This window comes from Streptomyces sp. NPDC007896, assembly GCF_042959425.1.
Classification (GTDB): Bacteria; Actinomycetota; Actinomycetes; order Streptomycetales; family Streptomycetaceae; genus Streptomyces.
This window is the reverse complement of the sequence record NZ_JBIBKX010000010.1, coordinates 1-17,410: the sequence shown is the minus strand read 5'-3', so window position 1 is coordinate 17,410 and position 17,410 is coordinate 1. Positions and strand designations below refer to the sequence as shown.

At 69.2% G+C, this 17,410-nt stretch carries 13 protein-coding genes; 9 read left to right on the top strand and 4 right to left on the bottom strand.

The window, feature by feature from the left end; translation table 11 throughout:
* Positions 1 to 80 precede the first annotated feature (80 nt).
* On the bottom strand, positions 81 to 4,040 hold the full coding sequence (gene eccCa / locus ACFZDJ_RS29735; RefSeq protein ID WP_391063423.1) for a type VII secretion protein EccCa: 3,960 nt from the start codon (positions 4,038 to 4,040) through the stop codon (positions 81 to 83).
* A 410-nt stretch (positions 4,041 to 4,450) separates the two neighbouring features.
* Between eccCa and eccD the strand changes: the two genes are divergently transcribed.
* The gene (gene eccD, locus ACFZDJ_RS29730) at positions 4,451 to 5,959 is read left to right on the top strand and encodes a type VII secretion integral membrane protein EccD (protein WP_391063851.1); all 1,509 of its coding nucleotides are present in this window, start codon (positions 4,451 to 4,453) and stop codon (positions 5,957 to 5,959) included.
* Between the two features lie 77 nt (positions 5,960 to 6,036).
* On the opposite strand, the gene ACFZDJ_RS29725 is transcribed toward eccD, so the two are convergent.
* A complete protein-coding gene (locus ACFZDJ_RS29725) occupies positions 6,037 to 6,375 on the bottom strand; it encodes a DUF397 domain-containing protein (RefSeq protein ID WP_390933480.1) in 339 nt (112 codons plus the stop codon).
* Between the two features lie 265 nt (positions 6,376 to 6,640).
* Here ACFZDJ_RS29725 and rpsO point away from each other — a divergent pair, with 265 nt between their 5' ends.
* From rpsO to ACFZDJ_RS29700, 5 genes are all read left to right on the top strand, one after another.
* Positions 6,641 to 6,928 (top strand): 30S ribosomal protein S15, encoded by a 288-nt coding sequence (gene rpsO, locus ACFZDJ_RS29720; protein ID WP_037741887.1) that lies wholly within the window; start codon positions 6,641 to 6,643, stop codon positions 6,926 to 6,928.
* A gap of 387 nt (positions 6,929 to 7,315) precedes the next feature.
* Positions 7,316 to 9,532 carry a polyribonucleotide nucleotidyltransferase gene (locus ACFZDJ_RS29715; protein ID WP_384923332.1) on the top strand — a complete coding sequence of 739 codons (2,217 nt, stop codon included), beginning with the start codon at positions 7,316 to 7,318 and terminating at the stop codon, positions 9,530 to 9,532.
* On the top strand, positions 9,529 to 10,908 hold the full coding sequence (locus tag ACFZDJ_RS29710) for a M16 family metallopeptidase (protein ID WP_384923335.1): 1,380 nt from the start codon (positions 9,529 to 9,531) through the stop codon (positions 10,906 to 10,908). Before ACFZDJ_RS29715 ends, ACFZDJ_RS29710 begins: the two co-directional genes overlap by 4 nt.
* Before the next feature lie 26 nt (positions 10,909 to 10,934).
* Complete coding sequence (dapB, locus tag ACFZDJ_RS29705) at positions 10,935 to 11,687, top strand: 4-hydroxy-tetrahydrodipicolinate reductase (RefSeq protein ID WP_390933479.1); 753 nt, start codon at positions 10,935 to 10,937, stop codon at positions 11,685 to 11,687.
* A gap of 32 nt (positions 11,688 to 11,719) precedes the next feature.
* The gene (locus tag ACFZDJ_RS29700; protein WP_391063420.1) at positions 11,720 to 12,175 is read left to right on the top strand and encodes a hypothetical protein; all 456 of its coding nucleotides are present in this window, start codon (positions 11,720 to 11,722) and stop codon (positions 12,173 to 12,175) included.
* 164 nt (positions 12,176 to 12,339) lie between these two features.
* On the opposite strand, the gene ACFZDJ_RS29695 is transcribed toward ACFZDJ_RS29700, so the two are convergent.
* On the bottom strand, positions 12,340 to 12,897 hold the full coding sequence (locus tag ACFZDJ_RS29695; protein WP_168511767.1) for a hypothetical protein: 558 nt from the start codon (positions 12,895 to 12,897) through the stop codon (positions 12,340 to 12,342).
* 122 nt (positions 12,898 to 13,019) lie between these two features.
* Entirely contained in the window at positions 13,020 to 13,259 is a 240-nt protein-coding gene (locus ACFZDJ_RS29690; protein ID WP_054232800.1) for a hypothetical protein, read from the bottom strand.
* 216 nt (positions 13,260 to 13,475) lie between these two features.
* On the opposite strand from ACFZDJ_RS29690, the gene thyX reads away from it, so the two are divergent.
* The 3 genes from thyX (at position 13,476) to ACFZDJ_RS29675 (ending at position 17,149) form a co-directional block, all read left to right on the top strand.
* Positions 13,476 to 14,216 carry an FAD-dependent thymidylate synthase gene (gene thyX / locus ACFZDJ_RS29685; protein ID WP_101403792.1) on the top strand — a complete coding sequence of 247 codons (741 nt, stop codon included), beginning with the start codon at positions 13,476 to 13,478 and terminating at the stop codon, positions 14,214 to 14,216.
* Between the two features lie 210 nt (positions 14,217 to 14,426).
* A complete protein-coding gene (gene dapA, locus ACFZDJ_RS29680) occupies positions 14,427 to 15,326 on the top strand; it encodes a 4-hydroxy-tetrahydrodipicolinate synthase (RefSeq protein ID WP_390933478.1) in 900 nt (299 codons plus the stop codon).
* Between the two features lie 137 nt (positions 15,327 to 15,463).
* Positions 15,464 to 17,149, top strand: coding sequence for a ribonuclease J (locus tag ACFZDJ_RS29675; RefSeq protein ID WP_168496264.1), 1,686 nt, complete (start codon positions 15,464 to 15,466; stop codon positions 17,147 to 17,149).
* Positions 17,150 to 17,410: the final 261 nt, after the last annotated feature.

Sequence of the window (17,410 nt, the reverse complement as noted above, 5' to 3'; positions counted from 1 at the left end):
GCCGGGCTACTTCAACGTACCAATGGAACAGATGTGACGCCTCGGAGCTGTCGAGTGCGAAGACTTTCGCGTGTACTTCATCAGTACTCCACACTCATCAACCCGGTCTGAACCAATGGCTTTCCCCGCCTACGAGAGACAAAGACGCCCCGCCCCGCAGGCATCGGCCGAGGCCGCACTCCGCCCAGGACGTCGCCCTCGCCCGGATCGCCGGCGAGCACCACACCCTGCGCACCCAGCTCCCTCATCCGCTGCATGAACGGCTCGTACGCAGCGCGCCCCGCGCCGGCACTCGACCGGGCGATGATGAACCGCACGCCCACATCCCGCGCGAACGGAAGCAGTTCCGTCAGACCGCCCAGCGGGTTCCCGCTCGACGTGGACACGAGGTCGTAGTCGTCGACCACGACGTACACCGTCGGGCCGCGCCACCAGCTCCGCTCCCGTAGCTGCTGTGCGGTCACGTCCGCCGTGGGTGTCCGGCGTTGCATCAGCTCCGCCAGCGCGCTCATGTGGTGCTCCATGGCGTTGGACATGGGGATGTACTCGGCGAGGTGCGTGGACGGTGTGACGTCCAGCAGTGAGCGCCGGTTGTCGACCACGAACAGCTTGCAGTCGTCGCCCGAGTAGCGCTCGGTCAGCTGCTTGATTAGCAGGCGCAGCAGGTTCGACTTGCCCGACTCGCTCTCTCCGAAGACGAGGAAGAACGGGTCCTGCTCGAAGTCGACGAAGACGGGTTCGAGGTTGTCCTCGTCGAGCGCGAAGGCCACGCCGCGCTGCGGGGAGTGGTCGCCCGGAGGCAGTTGCTGCGCCGGGAACTCGCGGGGGAGCAGCCGGACTTCGGGGGCGCCGGGCGCCTGCCAGTGGCGGGACACCTCCGTCGCCAGCGCCGCCGTCGCGTCGGCGAGGTCCGTGTCCGACGTCAGACCGTCGATGCGCGGTACGGCGCCCATGAAGTGCAGCTTCCCCGGCGCCTGACCGCGGCCGGGCACGCCCGTGGGGACGTTCACCGCCACCTTGCGGTCCAGCTCGGAGTCCATCGTGTCGCCGAGGCGCAGCTCCAGGCGGTTCATCAGGTGGTCCTTGAGGTTCGCCCGGACCTCCATCGACCTGGACGCGGTCAGGACGAGGTGGATGCCGTAGCCGAGGCCCCGCGCGGCGATGTCCAGGACGACGCTCTCCACGGCCTCGTAGTCCGCACGGAAGTTGCCCCAGCCGTCGATGACCAGGAAGACGTCACCCCACGGCTGGTCGGTCACGGAGATCTGACCGCGCGCCCGCTTCGTGCGGAACTCGGCGATCGACGAGATGCCGGAGGAGCGGAAGTACTCCTCGCGGCGCGTCATGACGCCGTACACCTCGGCGACCGTACGCCGCACCTTCTCCGGGTCGAGGCGCGAGGCCACCCCGCCGACGTGCGGCAGTCCGGCCACGGCCGCCATGCCGCCACCGCCGAAGTCGAGGCCGTAGAACTGCACCTCGTGCGGGGTGTGGGTGAGGGCGAAGGAGGCGATCAGGCTGCGCAGCAGCGTCGACTTGCCGGACTGCGGGCCGCCGACGATCTGCATATGGCCGGCCGCGCCCGAGAAGTCGACCCACAGCGGGTCGCGACGCTGCTCGTACGGCTTGTCGACGAGACCGACGGGTACGACGAGCCGTCCTGCCCCCTCGTACCCGGGCTGAGTGAGCCCGCGCCCCTGCACCGCGGCCAGTCCCGGGAGCAGCCCGTCCAGTGACGGCGGGCTGTCCAGCGGCGGCAGCCACACCTGATGGGCCGCCGGGCCCTGCGCCTCCAGACGGCGCACGATCACGTCGAGCACGGTGTCGGCCAGGGCGTCGTCCGTCTCCGGCGTCTCCTCGCGCTGCTGGGGCACGGCGACGTACCGCACCGGCACCTCCGCCGCGGTGAACAGCACCGGCCGCCGGTCCACCGGCAGCGCGCCGCCGAGCGAGGACCGGGTCGGACCCGTGCGGTACACCCCGGAGACGTACGCCGCCTTGAAACGCACCATCTCGTCGGTGCCGAACTTCAGGAAGCCGGAACCGGGCACGTTCGGCAGTTCGTACGCGTCGGGGACTCCCAGTGCCGCACGCGACTCGGCGGCGGAGAACGTCCGCAGGCCGATCCGGTACGAGAGGTACGTCTCCAGACCGCGCAGTCGGCCCTCCTCCAAGCGCTGCGAGGCCAGCAGCAGATGCACGCCCAGCGAACGGCCGATGCGGCCGATCTGCACGAACATCTCGATGAAGTCCGGCTTGGCGGTCAGCAGCTCACTGAACTCGTCGATCACCAGGACGAGGGACGGGATCGGCTGGAGCGGCGCCCCGGCCGCCCGCGCCTTCTCGTAGTCGTGGATGTTCGCGTAGTTGCCCGCGTCGCGCAGCATCTCCTGGCGGCGGTTGAGCTCACCGCGGATGGAGTCGCCCATGCGGTCGACCAGCGTCAGGTCGTCCGCCAGGTTGGTGATCACGGCTGCCACGTGGGGCATCTGCGCCATCCCGGCAAAGGTGGCACCACCCTTGAAGTCCGCGAGGACGAAGTTCAGCGTCTCCGACGAGTGCGTCACTGCCAGACCCAGCACCAGCGTGCGCAGCAGCTCGGACTTGCCCGAACCCGTCGCACCCACGCACAGTCCGTGCGGGCCCATGCCCTCCTGCGCGGCCTCCTTGAGGTCCAGCATCACGGGCCGCCCGTCCTCGCCGACACCGATCGGCACGCGCAGCCGTTCGGCGAGCGAACGCGCCCGCCAGGTGCGCTTGGTGTCCACCGAGGCCGCGTCTCCGAGGTTCAGCAGATCCGTGAACTCCAGGTTGGCGAGCAGCGGTTCGTCGTCGTCCCCGCCCGAGGCCACGCGCAGCGGCGCCAGCTGCCGCGCCAGCGCCTCCGCGGACTCGTACGAGAGGGCGTCCGGTGTGCCCTCGTAGACGATCCCGTGCCCGGACTCCAGATGCAGCGCGTGCGGCTGCACGACGATGGAGAGGTCACCGCGGGCTCCGGACAAGTCACCGGGGACGACCTCGACGACCGTCACCCCCTGCAGTCCCTCGGGGGTGGCCAGGACGGAGTCCGGCGGCAGCGACAGGCCATCGAGTACGACGACGATGTGTGGTTCGTCAGGGAGCGGAGCGGCGTTCGGATGGAAGCGTGGGCGCCCTGTCAGCCGGGTGGCCAGCAGCTGTTCCAGCTCGCGCGAGTCACTGCCGATCAGCCGGCGGCTGCCCGCGCCGTCCACCGCGTCGGAGAGCTGCACGTGCGGCAGCCACTTGGCCCACTCCCAGTGCGAGAGCTCCTCACGCCCGGCCGCGACCACGATGGTCAGGTCCTCGGGCGAGTGCAGCGAGGCCAGGGAACCCGTCAAAGCGCGCGCCGAGGCACGCACGGACTGAGGTTCACCACTGACCGTGACGTGGTAGAAGGCGCGCAGCGAGACTGCCATCGGCAGCGCGTCCAGGACGCCGTGGGTGGCCACGAAACGCTGCATCGCGCCTGCGGTCAGAGGCTCCAGCTGTTCGACCGGACCCGTCTCGGGGGAGACCAGCGGGGTGGCCAGCGACTGCGGACCGAGGCCGATGCGCACCTGGGCGAAGTCCTCGTCCCCCGGCCGCCGTTCCCACACCCGGCTGCCCTCGGCGACCAGCGCCCACAACTGCTCGGGGGAGGGGTGCAGGTAGTACTGGGCGTCGCGCTGCGCCTTCCCCGTGTCCAGGGCCGTGCGTCGGGTCTGCGACAGATAGCTCAGATAGTCGCGGCGCATGTCCGCGAGCTGGCCCTGGGAGCCGCGACGGAAGCGGACCACCATCGCGATGGACATGGCCACCGTCGACGCGATCATCACCATGCCCATGATCTTCATGAACGGCTGCCCGTTCGTGAAGAAGAAGACCACCGAGCCGCCCATGCCGAGCGTCGGCAGCAGCTGCATGAGGACGCTTTCCTGATGCCCGCGCGGAAGCTCCGGCGGCGGCTGCAGGACGACCTCTTCCGTGGGCACTTCGGACGGCAGCGCCCGAGGTGGGCGCTTGACGATGATTTGGCTCACTGCTCACCAATTCCCTTGCCGGCCCCAGGGTCTTCCGCCCGCCGCCCCGTGTCAGGCGGACGCAGGCCGCCGCGTGATCCTACTGACTTACTACTGACTTCATGGGAGACGGGTGGGCGGTAGGGTGCCGGATGTTCGCCTGAGCACACGCGAACAGGGCTGGAAAAACAGGGCATTCCGTGCGATGTGGTGGTGTGCGGAACCCAAGAACCCGCCGCACGGACCTCTTTCCGCCGCCTCGCCGCACCGTTGGCCGAGTGGTCCGGACAAAGAGACGCAGGACCTTCACACCGTGGCCCCAGAACCACCGCAGCCGCGGCTCGATCGCGGCCGCGGAACCGACGCAGACGCAAGAGCATGACCGAGATCCCAGACGCAGGACCATCATTGAGGGGGAGCAGCAGGTGAGCATGACGGCCTCCGCGACAACCACCGGAGCCGGAGGGCCGGGACCCGGAGCCCCTCAAGGGGCGGGCACGGGCCTCGGCTTCTGCCGGGTCACCATCGTCGCGCCCGACAGCCGGATCGACGTGGCGCTGCCCGACGACATCCCGGTCGCCGACATCTATCCGGAGATCCTCAGGCTCTCCCAGCAGAGTCCCGCCCAGGGCGCTCCGGTCGGATACCACCTCGTACGCCGCGACGGCGCTGTCCTCGACAGCTCGCGCTCCTTCGCCGCGCAGCGGATTCTCGACGGCGAACTCCTCACCCTGCGCCCCTTCTCCGAGTCGCTGCCCCCCGCCGTCTTCGACGACGTGTCAGAGGCGGTCGCATCCGCGGTCACCCGTGAACGCACCCTGTGGAGCGGCGACCTGACGCGCGCCGCGGGGCTCGTCGGCGGCGGTGTCCTGCCGACGCTGCTCGCCTTCGTCGCCTGGACCGCCGATCCGCGCCACGACATGCACAGCCTGCCCGGCATCCTCGCGGGCGTCACCGGTGTACTCCTCGTCGTCCTCGCCGCGATCCGGGCACGGATCTACGACGACCGGGCCTCCGCCGTCGCGCTGGGGCTCGGCGCGCTCTCGAACGTGGGCGTGGCGGGCTCCGGGCTGCTGTCACTGGCGGGCGGCGAGGGCATCGGCAAACTGCAGTTCCTGCTCGCCTGCGCCGCGGTGCTGGTGGCCTCGGTGGTCCTCACCCTGTGCTCGCCGCGCGGGGACGGCCCGTTCGTCGCCTTCGTGTTCGCCTCTGCCATCGCCCTGGTCGTGGTGTTCGTGGCACTGCTCGTGCACTGGACGCCCACCGAGATCGCCGCGCTGTGCGCGCCCGTCGCCGTGGGAGCGCTGGCCTTCCTGCCGGGCATGTCCATGCGCTTTGCCCGCCTGCCGATCGGCTTCGACCCGCCGAACGCCGCTCCGCGCAGCGCGTACGGTGCCGATCCCGCCCCGCCGGAGCCGGTCGACGCCGAACGCATCGAGGCGCAGGCCCGCCGCGGCCACGAACTCCTCGTCGGGCTCGTGGGCGGCTGCGCGCTGCTGGCCGTCGGCGCCTCTGCGGTGCTCGGCTTCTCCGACAACGTCTGGGGGCAACTGCTCGCCTTCGCCACCGGCGTCGCCATGCTGATGCGCGCCCACCTCTTCCGCTACACCACCCAGGTCGCGCCCGTCCTGGCCGCAGGTCTCGGCGCCCTCGTCCTGCTCGGCCTCGGCCTGGCGCTCAACCCGCCGCACGCTCTGATGCGCGACGCCCTCACCGGCGACCGTGCGGACCTCGACATCCGCACGATCTGGCTCGTCGCGGCGATCGCGGCGGCGGCAGCGCTGGTCACCGCACTCGGCCTGATCCTGCCGCGCGGCGGCCTCACCCCGTTCTGGGGCCGCTTCCTGGAAGTCGCCGAAGGCTTCGTACTGCTCACCCTGATTCCGCTGGCCCTCGCCGTCTTCGACGTGTACGGCGCGGCCCGGTCCATGACCAGCTGATCACCGAGCCGAGAACGGGGAGGGCGGTCGGCTCACAAGCCGACCGCCCTCCCCGTCTTCATCCCTCAACACGTTGCCTACCGCGGGGCAAGCCCTCCGTTGTGCGGCGCCGGCTCCAGATCGAACTCCCCGTCCCGCGCCCCCAGCACAAAGGCCCGCCACTCCGCCTCCGTGTACCGCAGGACCGTGTCCGGGTCGAGGGACGAACGCATGGCCACCGCGCCCTCGGGCAGGTACGCGATCTCGACCCGCTCCTCGTGTTCCTCCGTGCCCGGCGCGCTGTGCCATTCGACGTCGGAGATGTCCAGGGCGTAGAGCTCGTCCTTCTCCCGCTCCTTGCGCGCCTTGACGTCGGCGTCCGTCTCCGCCGCGATGTCCTTGTCCGCTACGCCCGCTGCGTCCGCTGCCTCGGCCATGTTCAAGCGGCCCCTTCCCCACGTACGAATGACCTGTGCGGTCACCCTAGTGGCCACGTCCGTGTCACCAGGCGGGTTCGGGGACCCGGACAGACGCATCCGGCCAGGCTGGTACGCTGTGTGACGGCCGTTTGTGTACGCACCCCCGGAGCCCTTCGCTCTGGAGGCCGCGCCCAGCGGATCCCCGCCTCCCGAGTAACGGAAGCTCCCCTGAGATGTGGACCAGGGGCACTCGGTGGCTACTCAGAGACTACGAGGAGTACGCGTGTCGCTCGACGCCGCTACGAAGAAGCAGATCATCAGCGAGTTCGGTCAGAAGGAGGGCGACACCGGCTCCCCCGAGGTCCAGGTCGCCATGCTCTCGCGCCGTATCTCGGACCTGACCGAGCACCTCAAGACCCACAAGCACGACCACCACTCCCGTCGTGGTCTGCTGATCCTGGTCGGTCAGCGCCGTCGGCTGCTGCAGTACCTGGCCAAGAAGGACATCCAGCGCTTCCGTGCGCTGGTCGACCGCCTGGGCATCCGCCGCGGTGCGGCGGGCGCCAAGTAAGACGCCGTGAAGGGAGCGGTTCCCACCTCTTGGGAGCCGCTCCTTTTGCTGTACGTGCCGCTGCCGTGAGCATTGCCGCAAGCACTGCCGTACGTCTCTGTACGTGCGGAGTGTCACCGACGCTTTGTAGTGTGGTAGCACAACGCAATACGCAGGACACAGCACGTACGACACAGCGTGATGACTCCGTACCCGCCGGGTAGGGACCGTCACGTCAACGAACGAGGAGACGCGCACCGCACCGCCGCCGGTCCTCGGTAGTGGCCCCCGGGGAATGAGATCCCGGGTGCTTCGATCGAAGACCGGCCCGCACCAGACGGAGCGCCTCTCCGCCACCGTCCCCCTGCCACACGGGCAGGACGGGACGAAGACGAGGAGAAAACGCTAGTGGAGAACGAGACCCACTACGCCGAGGCCGTTATCGACAACGGTTCCTTCGGCACCCGCACCATCCGCTTCGAGACGGGCCGCCTGGCCAAGCAGGCCGCCGGCTCCGCCGTGGCGTACCTGGACGACGACACCATGGTGCTGTCGGCCACCAGCGCTTCCAAGAAGCCCAAGGACAATCTCGACTTCTTCCCCCTCACGGTGGACGTCGAAGAGCGGATGTACGCCGCCGGCAAGATCCCCGGCAGCTTCTTCCGCCGCGAGGGCCGTCCCTCCGAGGACGCCGTCCTCACCTGTCGTCTGATCGACCGCCCGCTGCGCCCGTCCTTCAAGAAGGGCCTGCGCAACGAGATCCAGGTCGTCGCCACGATCATGGCCCTTAACCCCGACCACCTGTACGACGTCGTGGCGATCAACGCCGCCTCCGCGTCCACGCAGCTGGCCGGTCTGCCCTTCTCCGGCCCGGTCGGCGGCGTCCGCGTCGCGCTGATCAACGGCCAGTGGGTCGCGTTCCCGACGCACACCGAGCTCGAGGACGCCGTCTTCGACATGGTCGTCGCCGGTCGCGTCCTGGAGGACGGCGACGTCGCGATCATGATGGTCGAGGCCGAGGCCACCGACAAGACCATCCAGCTGGTCAAGGGTGGCGCCGAGGCGCCGACCGAGGAGGTCGTGGCCTCCGGCCTCGACGCCGCGAAGCCCTTCATCAAGGTTCTGTGCAAGGCGCAGTCGGACCTCGCCGCGAAGGCCGCCAAGCCGACCGCCGAGTTCCCGATCTTCCTCGACTACGAGGACGACGTCCTCGAGGCCCTGACCGCCGCGGTCAAGAGCGAGCTCGCCCAGGCGCTCACCATCGCCGGCAAGCAGGACCGCGAGGCCGAGCTGGACCGCGTCAAGGAGATCGCCGCCGAGAAGCTGCTCCCGCAGTTCGAGGGTCGCGAGAAGGAGATCTCCGCCGCGTACCGCGCGCTGACCAAGAAGCTGGTCCGCGAGCGCGTCATCAAGGACAAGGTCCGTATCGACGGCCGCGGCGTCACGGACATCCGTACGCTCGCCGCCGAGGTCGAGGCCATCCCGCGCGTGCACGGATCGGCGCTGTTCGAGCGTGGCGAGACCCAGATCCTGGGCGTCACCACCCTCAACATGCTCCGCATGGAGCAGCAGCTGGACACCCTTTCCCCGGTGACCCGCAAGCGCTACATGCACAACTACAACTTCCCGCCGTACTCCGTCGGTGAGACGGGCCGCGTGGGCTCCCCGAAGCGCCGCGAGATCGGCCACGGCGCGCTCGCCGAGCGCGCGATCGTGCCGGTCCTGCCGACCCGCGAGGAGTTCCCCTACGCGATCCGTCAGGTGTCCGAGGCCCTCGGCTCCAACGGCTCGACCTCCATGGGCTCGGTCTGCGCCTCCACCATGTCGCTGCTGAACGCCGGTGTGCCGCTGAAGGCCCCCGTCGCCGGTATCGCCATGGGTCTGATCTCCCAGGAGATCGACGGCCAGACGCACTACGTCGCCCTCACCGACATCCTCGGTGCGGAGGACGCCTTCGGCGACATGGACTTCAAGGTCGCCGGCACCAAGGAGTTCGTGACCGCCCTCCAGCTCGACACCAAGCTGGACGGCATCCCGGCCTCCGTCCTGGCCGCGGCCCTCAAGCAGGCCCGTGACGCCCGCCTCCACATCCTCGACGTGATGATGGAAGCGATCGACACGCCGGACGAGATGTCCCCGAACGCCCCGCGGATCATCACCGTCAAGATCCCCGTGGACAAGATCGGTGAGGTCATCGGCCCCAAGGGCAAGATGATCAACCAGATCCAGGAGGACACCGGCGCCGAGATCACGATCGAGGACGACGGCACCATCTACATCGGTGCCGCCGACGGCCCGGCCGCCGAGGCCGCCCGCGCCACGATCAACGGCATCGCCAACCCGACCATGCCGGAGGTCGGCGAGCGCTACCTGGGCACCGTCGTGAAGACGACGACCTTCGGCGCGTTCGTGTCGCTGCTCCCGGGCAAGGACGGTCTGCTGCACATCTCGCAGATCCGCAAGCTCGCCGGCGGCAAGCGCGTGGAGAACGTCGAGGACGTCCTCGGTGTGGGCCAGAAGGTCCAGGTCGAGATCGCCGAGATCGACTCCCGCGGCAAGCTCTCCCTGATCCCCGTGATCGAGGGCGAAGGCGACGACGACAAGAAGGACGACACCGACCAGTGACGTCTCGTAGCTCCACGGCGACGGCCCGCACCTCTTCGGAGGCGCGGGCCGTCGCCCGTACCCAAACCCTCATCAAGGGCGAGAACGGCATCGGTACGGTCCGTAAGACCACGCTCCCCGGCGGCCTGCGCATCGTCACCGAGACCCTCCCCTCCGTACGCTCGGCCACCTTCGGGATCTGGGCGCACGTCGGCTCCCGCGACGAGACGCCGACGCTGAACGGCGCCACGCACTACCTGGAGCACCTGCTCTTCAAGGGCACCTCCCGGCGCAGCGCCCTGGACATCTCCTCCGCCATCGACGCGGTCGGCGGCGAGATGAACGCGTTCACGGCCAAGGAGTACACGTGCTACTACGCGCGTGTGCTCGACACCGACCTCCCGCTCGCCATCGACATCGTGTGCGACATGCTCACCGGCTCGCTGATCGAGCAGGGCGACGTGGACGCCGAGCGCGGTGTGATCCTCGAAGAGATCGCGATGACCGAGGACGACCCGGGCGACTGCGTGCACGACCTGTTCGCGCACACCATGCTCGGCGACACCCCCCTCGGCCGCCCGGTCCTCGGCACGGTCGACACGGTCAACGCCCTCGGCGCCGACCGCATCCGCCGCTTCTACAAGAAGCACTACGACCCGACGCACCTCGTGGTCGCCTGCGCGGGCAACGTCGACCACAACAAGGTCGTACGCCAGGTCCGCGCCGCCTTCGAGAAGGCCGGCGCCCTCAAGGAGAGCGCCACCGAGCCGATCGCCCCGCGCGACGGCCGCCGTGCCATCCGCACCGCGGGCCGCGTCGAGCTCCTCGGCCGCAAGACCGAGCAGGCTCACGTCGTCCTCGGCATGCCGGGCCTCGCCCGCACCGACGAGCGCCGCTGGGCCCTGGGCGTCCTGAACACCGCCCTGGGCGGTGGCATGTCCTCCCGCCTCTTCCAGGAGGTCCGCGAGAAGCGCGGCCTGGCCTACAGCGTGTACTCGTACACCTCGGGCTTCGCCGACTGCGGCCTCTTCGGCGTGTACGCGGGCTGCAGGCCGAGCCAGGTCCACGACGTGCTCAAGATCTGCCGCGACGAACTCGACCACGTCGCCGAGCACGGCCTCTCGGACGACGAGATCGGCCGCGCCATCGGTCAGCTCCAGGGCTCCACCGTCCTGGGCCTGGAGGACACCGGCGCGCTGATGAACCGTATCGGCAAGAGCGAGCTGTGCTGGGGCGAACAGATGTCCGTCGACGACATGCTGGTCCGGATAGCGTCGGTCACCCCGGACGAGGTCCGTTCGGTCGCCCGCGACATCCTGGGACAGCGGCCCTCGCTGTCGGTCATCGGCCCGCTCAAGGACAAGCAGGCCTCCCGTCTGCACGACGCGGTCGCGTAATTCCCGTCTCGGTAAGGAACGAAGCAATGAGCAAGCTGCGCGTGGCGGTCCTCGGTGCCAAGGGCCGGATCGGGGCCGAGGCGGTACGAGCCGTCGAGGCCGCCGAGGACCTGGAGCTGGTGGCCGCGCTGGGCCGCGGTGACGAGCTGGAGGCGCTGGTCGCCAGCGGCGCCCAGGTCGTGGTCGAACTGACGACCCCGGCCTCGGTGATGGGCAACCTCGACTTCTGCGTCCGGCACGGCATCCACGCCGTGGTCGGCACGACCGGCTGGACCGACGAGCGGCTCGCGCAGCTCAACACCGCACTGGCCGCGTCCCCGGAGACGGGCGTGCTCATCGCGCCAAACTTCTCCATCGGGGCCGTACTGACCATGAAGTTCGCCGAGGTCGCCGCGCCGTACTTCGAGTCCGTCGAGGTCGTCGAGCTGCACCACCCGAACAAGGTGGACGCCCCCAGCGGCACCGCCACGCGCACCGCCCAGCTCATCGCCGCGGCCCGGGAGCGCGCGGGCAGCGCCCCGCAGCCGGACGCCACGGCGACCGCCCTGGACGGCGCCCGCGGCGCGAACGTCGACGGCGTACCGGTGCATGCGGTCCGTCTGCGCGGGCTCCTCGCCCACCAGGAGGTCCTGCTCGGTGGCGAGGGCGAGACCCTCACCATCCGCCACGACTCCCTCCACCACAGCAGCTTCATGCCGGGCATCCTGCTCGGCGTCCGCCGCGTGGTGACCACCCCGGGCCTCACCTTCGGCCTGGAACACTTCCTGGACCTCGGCTGAGCCGAGGGACGTACAACAGATAGCCGGCAGACATGCGTGCGAAGATCACCTACGCCGTCACGGCAGCCGTCCTGGTCGTCTATTTCGTCCTGGTCGGCAGCCGAGGCGTGCTGCTCATCCAGAACGGCACCCTGATCACCGTCACCTTCGGTGTCGCGGTGCTGATCCTGCCGGTCATCGGCATCTGGTTCCTGTGGAAGAACACCCAGTTCGTCCGCAAGGCCAACCGGCTCGCCGCCGAGCTCGACGCCGAGGGCGGCCTGCCCGTGGACGAGTTGAGGCGCACCCCGGGCGGCCGTATCGACCGTGGCTCGGCCGACGAGGTCTTCGCCAGGCGCAAGGCCGAGACCGAGGACGCCCCGGACGACTGGCGCAGCTGGTTCCGCCTCGCGGTCGCCTACCACGACGCCCGCGACACCCCGCGCGCCCGCAAGGCGATGCAGCGGGCGATCGCCCTGCGCGAGGGCAGGCCCCCCGTCGAGGCCTGAGAGCCACGGCGCACGCGAGAAGTGCGACGAGCGGCACGGCGGAGAAGGACGTCGAAGGGGCCGGCCCGCGGAGTGCGGACCGGCCCCTTCGCCCTGCTACGGCGGCCTACTACGTCGCCTTGCCACGGCTCCCTGCCACGACGCCCTGCTACGACCGCTGGGGCTCAATCCCGCCGGTACTCGTCGGCCCACACCTCGACGGCGTCCGCCGCCCGGTCGAAGGCCTCCGTACGCGCCAGGAAGTCGGAGTTGTGCGAGGTGAGCAGGGGCGGCAGGCTGTCCGCCGCACGACCCTTGCGTACGAGGATCAGCGCCTGTCCCTGCACGGTGCGCGGCAGCCCGAGCCAGCGCACCGGCTGCTGGACGGTGCGTACGGCGACGACCTGCTCCCAGGACGCCGTACTCGTGTTCAGGAAGCCCACGCGGCGCAGCCCCCGCGCACTCACCCAGACGCCCATCCGCAGCAGCCGCAGCGCGCACAGGATGACGAGCACGGAGCCACCGAAGCAGAGCAGGGCGGCGGAGCGGCTCCCGGTGAGCGCGACGAGCACGGCCGCGACGAGCACGTAGGACGCGAGCAGCAGCACGAGCGCGGCGAGGGCCACCCGCCACGGCCCGGGCCGGTAGGGGCGCCGCCAGCGGCCGCGGTCGTCGAAGGGCAGGGCGAGTTCGTCCGCCACCTCGTCAAAGTCACGGTCCGCCGTCAGGAAGGGCAGGGGCACGACTGATCCTCACTCAATCCACGCATGGGCTGTGCCCGGTGAGGCTATCGAGCGGGGTCCCCGCTCACCACCCTTGGGGGGCCATGGGGGTGCCCCCACGCCCTCGGGGCAGCGGGGGAGGGTCAGCGGCCGTTGGAGGCTTCGGAATGCTGGGTCGTCGCGGACGACTGGTCGAGCGACAGGGCGGGCATCCCGACGATCAGCGCGCCCACCAGCCCGGCGACCACGGTGAGGCCCAGGAGCCAGCGGCCGAATATCTCGCCGGCCGACGAGCGTCGGCGGGGTGGGGGAGCGACATTGCTGCGGAACTGGTCGGCTTCTGCGATGAAGGCGAACGGTACGGGCTCGCGCCGACGGAACATGGGGGTTGCTTCTCCTCTGGAGGTTCGAACGGGAGGCTCGAACGGATCACTGTCACCAATACAGACGAGCGAACGCCCCAAGAGGTGCCCGGAATCACCGAATTCGCTGAAGTTCGCCGACGAATGTCGCGGCACGGCACCGAACGCCCCGTTGTCAGTGGCGGCCCGTAGAGTGGGCGCCGCCCGAGAGATGTGATGGGAAGGACCCTCCGCACCGTGACCGACACCCCCGCCGACGACCTCAAGCCCAGTTTCCGCAGCGATGTCACCGTCGAGCTGGTCAAGCACACCGCGTCCGACTCGGACGTGCTGTTCGCCGCCCGCGTCTCGACCCTCGGTGAGCAGTCCCTCGACGAGCTCCAGAAGGACCCGGAGCGCTCCAAGGGCCTGCTGAACTACCTGATGCGGGACCGGCACGGCAGCCCCTTCGAGCACAACTCGATGACCTTCTTCATCAGCGCCCCGATCTTCGTCTTCCGCGAGTTCATGCGGCACCGCGTGGGCTGGTCGTACAACGAGGAGTCGGGCAGGTACAGGGAGCTCGAGCCGGTCTTCTACGTCCCGGACGAGTCCCGCAAGCTGGTCCAGGAGGGCCGCCCCGGCAAGTACGTCTTCGTCGAGGGCACCCAGGCGCAGCAGGAGCTCACGGGCCGGGTGATGGAGGACTCCTACCGACAGGCGTACGAGGCGTACCAGGAGATGCTGGCCGCCGGTGTGGCCCGCGAGGTGGCCCGCGCCGTCCTCCCCGTCGGCCTCTTCTCCTCGATGTACGCCACCTGCAACGCACGCTCCCTGATGCACTTCCTCGGTCTGCGCACCCAGCACGAGCTCGCCAAGGTCCCGTCCTTCCCGCAGCGGGAGATCGAGATGGTCGGCGAGAAGATGGAGGCGGAGTGGGCCAGGCTCATGCCGCTCACCTACGCGGCCTTCAATGCCAACGGGCGCGTGGCGCCGTAACGCGCTCCCGCGCGCCGTTCGGCACAGATGTGCGGATCAACCGAGCGAGGTGTCCGTATTGCGGCATTTCGAGAAGTTCATCTAGCCTGATCAAACGGACCCGGCACTGCTTGAACCCCCGAGCAGGCAGTGCCGGGCTCCGCATTTGTCACGCTTTGTCGTGTCCCCCGAGGGCAGACCACGCCTTGAGCAGCGAGTAGCGTGTTACCCATGGCTCCGACCTCCACTCCGCAGACCCCCTTCGGGCGGGTCCTCACCGCCATGGTCACGCCCTTCACGGCGGACGGCGCACTCGACCTCGACGGCGCACAGCGGCTCGCCACCCACCTGGTGGACGCAGGCAACGACGGCCTGATCATCAACGGCACCACCGGTGAGTCACCGACCACCAGTGACGCGGAGAAATCGGATCTCGTACGAGCCGTACTCGAGGCGGTCGGCGACCGTGCCCACATCGTCGCGGGCGTCGGCACGAACGACACCCACCACAGCATCGAGCTCGCCCGCGCCGCCGAGAGGGCCGGCGCGCACGGCCTGCTGACCGTGACGCCGTACTACAACAAGCCCCCACAGGAGGGCCTGTACCGTCATTTCTCGGCCATCGCCGACGCGACCGAGCTGCCCGTGATGCTGTACGACATCCCCGGCCGCAGCGGCGTACCGATCAGCACCGAAACCCTCGTGCGGCTGGCCGAGCACCCGCGTATCGTCGCGAACAAGGACGCCAAGGGAGACCTCGGCCGAGCCAGCTGGGCCATCGCCCGCTCCGGACTCGCCTGGTACTCCGGCGACGACATGCTGAACCTCCCGCTGCTCTCCGTGGGCGCGGTCGGCTTCGTCTCCGTCGTCGGCCACGTCGTCACCCCGGAGCTGCGGTCCATGCTGGACGCGTACGTCTCGGGAGACGTGCAGAAGGCCACCGAGATCCACCAGAAGCTGCTCCCCGTCTTCACCGGCATGTTCCGCACCCAGGGCGTCATGACGACCAAGGCCGCGCTCGCCCTCCAGGGCCTGCCCGCCGGACCGCTGCGCGCCCCGATGGTCGAGCTGTCGCCCGAGGAGACCGCCCAGCTCAAGATCGATCTTGCTGCCGGCGGGGTAGAACTCTAAATACAGACTTCACAACTGAATATGCACGACAACGCAGGCCAGGGGCCTGCACCCCACACAGACAACTGCTACTGCACGAACGTCATGCGCGCCACGTGCCTTGCCAGGTACGTGGCGCGTGTGGTGAGGAGAGTCTTTTGAGTCATCCGCATCCTGAACTTGGCCCGCCGCCGAAGCTCCCCCAGGGAGGCCTGCGGGTCACCCCGCTCGGTGGCCTTGGCGAAATCGGCCGGAACATGACGGTCTTCGAGTACGACGGCCGACTGCTGATCGTCGACTGCGGAGTGCTCTTCCCCGAGGAGGAGCAGCCCGGAATCGACCTGATCCTGCCGGACTTCACGTCCATCAGGGACCGCCTCGACGACATCGAGGGCATCGTCCTCACACATGGCCACGAGGACCACATCGGCGCTGTCCCGTTCCTCCTGCGGGAGAAGCCGGACATTCCGCTGATCGGCTCCAAGCTGACCCTCGCCCTCATCGAGGCGAAGCTCCAGGAGCACCGCATCCGCCCGTACACCCTCGAAGTCGCGGAGGGCCACCGCGAGCGCATCGGCCCCTTCGACTGCGAGTTCGTGGCGGTCAACCACTCCATCCCGGACGCCCTCGCGGTCGCCATCCGCACCCCCGCGGGCATGGTCGTCCACACCGGCGACTTCAAGATGGACCAGCTCCCGCTGGACAACCGCCTCACCGACCTGCACGCGTTCGCACGTCTGAGCGAGGAAGGCATCGACCTTCTCCTCTCCGACTCCACGAACGCCGAGGTCCCGGGCTTCGTCCCGCCCGAGCGCGACATCTCGAACGCGCTGCGCACGGTCTTCGCCAGCGCCCGCAAGCGGATCATCGTGGCGAGCTTCGCCAGCCACGTTCACCGCATCCAGCAGATCCTGGACGCGGCCCACGAGTACGGCCGCCGGGTCGCCTTCGTCGGCCGCTCGATGGTCCGCAACATGGGCATCGCACGCGACCTGGGCTATCTGAAGGTCCCGCCGGGCCTCGTGGTGGACGTCAAGACGCTCGACGACCTCCCGGACCACGAGATCGTCCTCGTGTGCACGGGCTCGCAGGGCGAGCCGATGGCGGCGCTGTCGAGGATGGCCAACAGGGACCACCAGATCCGGATCGTCCAGGGCGACACGGTGATCCTGGCCTCGTCGCTCATCCCGGGCAACGAGAACGCGGTCTACCGCGTCATCAACGGCCTCACCCGCTGGGGCGCCAACGTCGTCCACAAGGGCAACGCCAAGGTGCACGTCTCCGGCCACGCCTCCGCGGGCGAGCTGCTGTACTTCTACAACATCTGCAAGCCGCGGAACCTGATGCCGGTCCACGGCGAATGGCGCCACCTGCGCGCCAACGCCGAGCTCGGCGCCCTCACCGGCATCCCGCACGACCGCATCGTGATCGCCGAGGACGGAATCGTCGTCGACCTCATCGAGGGCAAGGCCAAGATCTCAGGCAAGGTCCAGGCGGGTTACGTGTACGTCGACGGCCTCTCGGTCGGTGACGTGGGCGAGCCGGCGCTCAAGGACCGCAAGATCCTCGGTGACGAGGGCATCATCTCGGTCTTCGTGGTGATCGACTCGAGTACGGGCAAGATCACCGCCGGCCCGCACGTCCACGCGCGTGGTTCGGGCATCGACGACTCCGCCTTCGCGGACGTCATCCCGAAGGTCACGGAGGTCCTGGAGCGCTCGGCCCAGGACGGCGTGGTCGAGCCCCACCAGATGCAGCAACTCATCCGCCGCACGCTGGGCAAGTGGGTCTCGGACAACTACCGCCGCCGTCCGATGATCCTGCCGGTCGTCGTCGAGGTCTGACCCCTCGCACGCGCCAACTCCGGAGCGGGGCCCCTCGATTTGCATCGGGGCGCCCCGCTCCAGTACGTTTACGGCTCCGCCTGAACGGGAACCCGGCACGACCGTGTGCCAGGAACCACCCCGAGCGGGACGGAAATTCCGACTCAGAATCTCTGATAAAGTCGGAACCGCCGGAAAGGGAAACGCGAGAGCGGGAACCTGGAAAGCACCGAGGAAATCGGATCGGGAAACGGTCTGATAGAGTCGGAAACGCAAGAACAA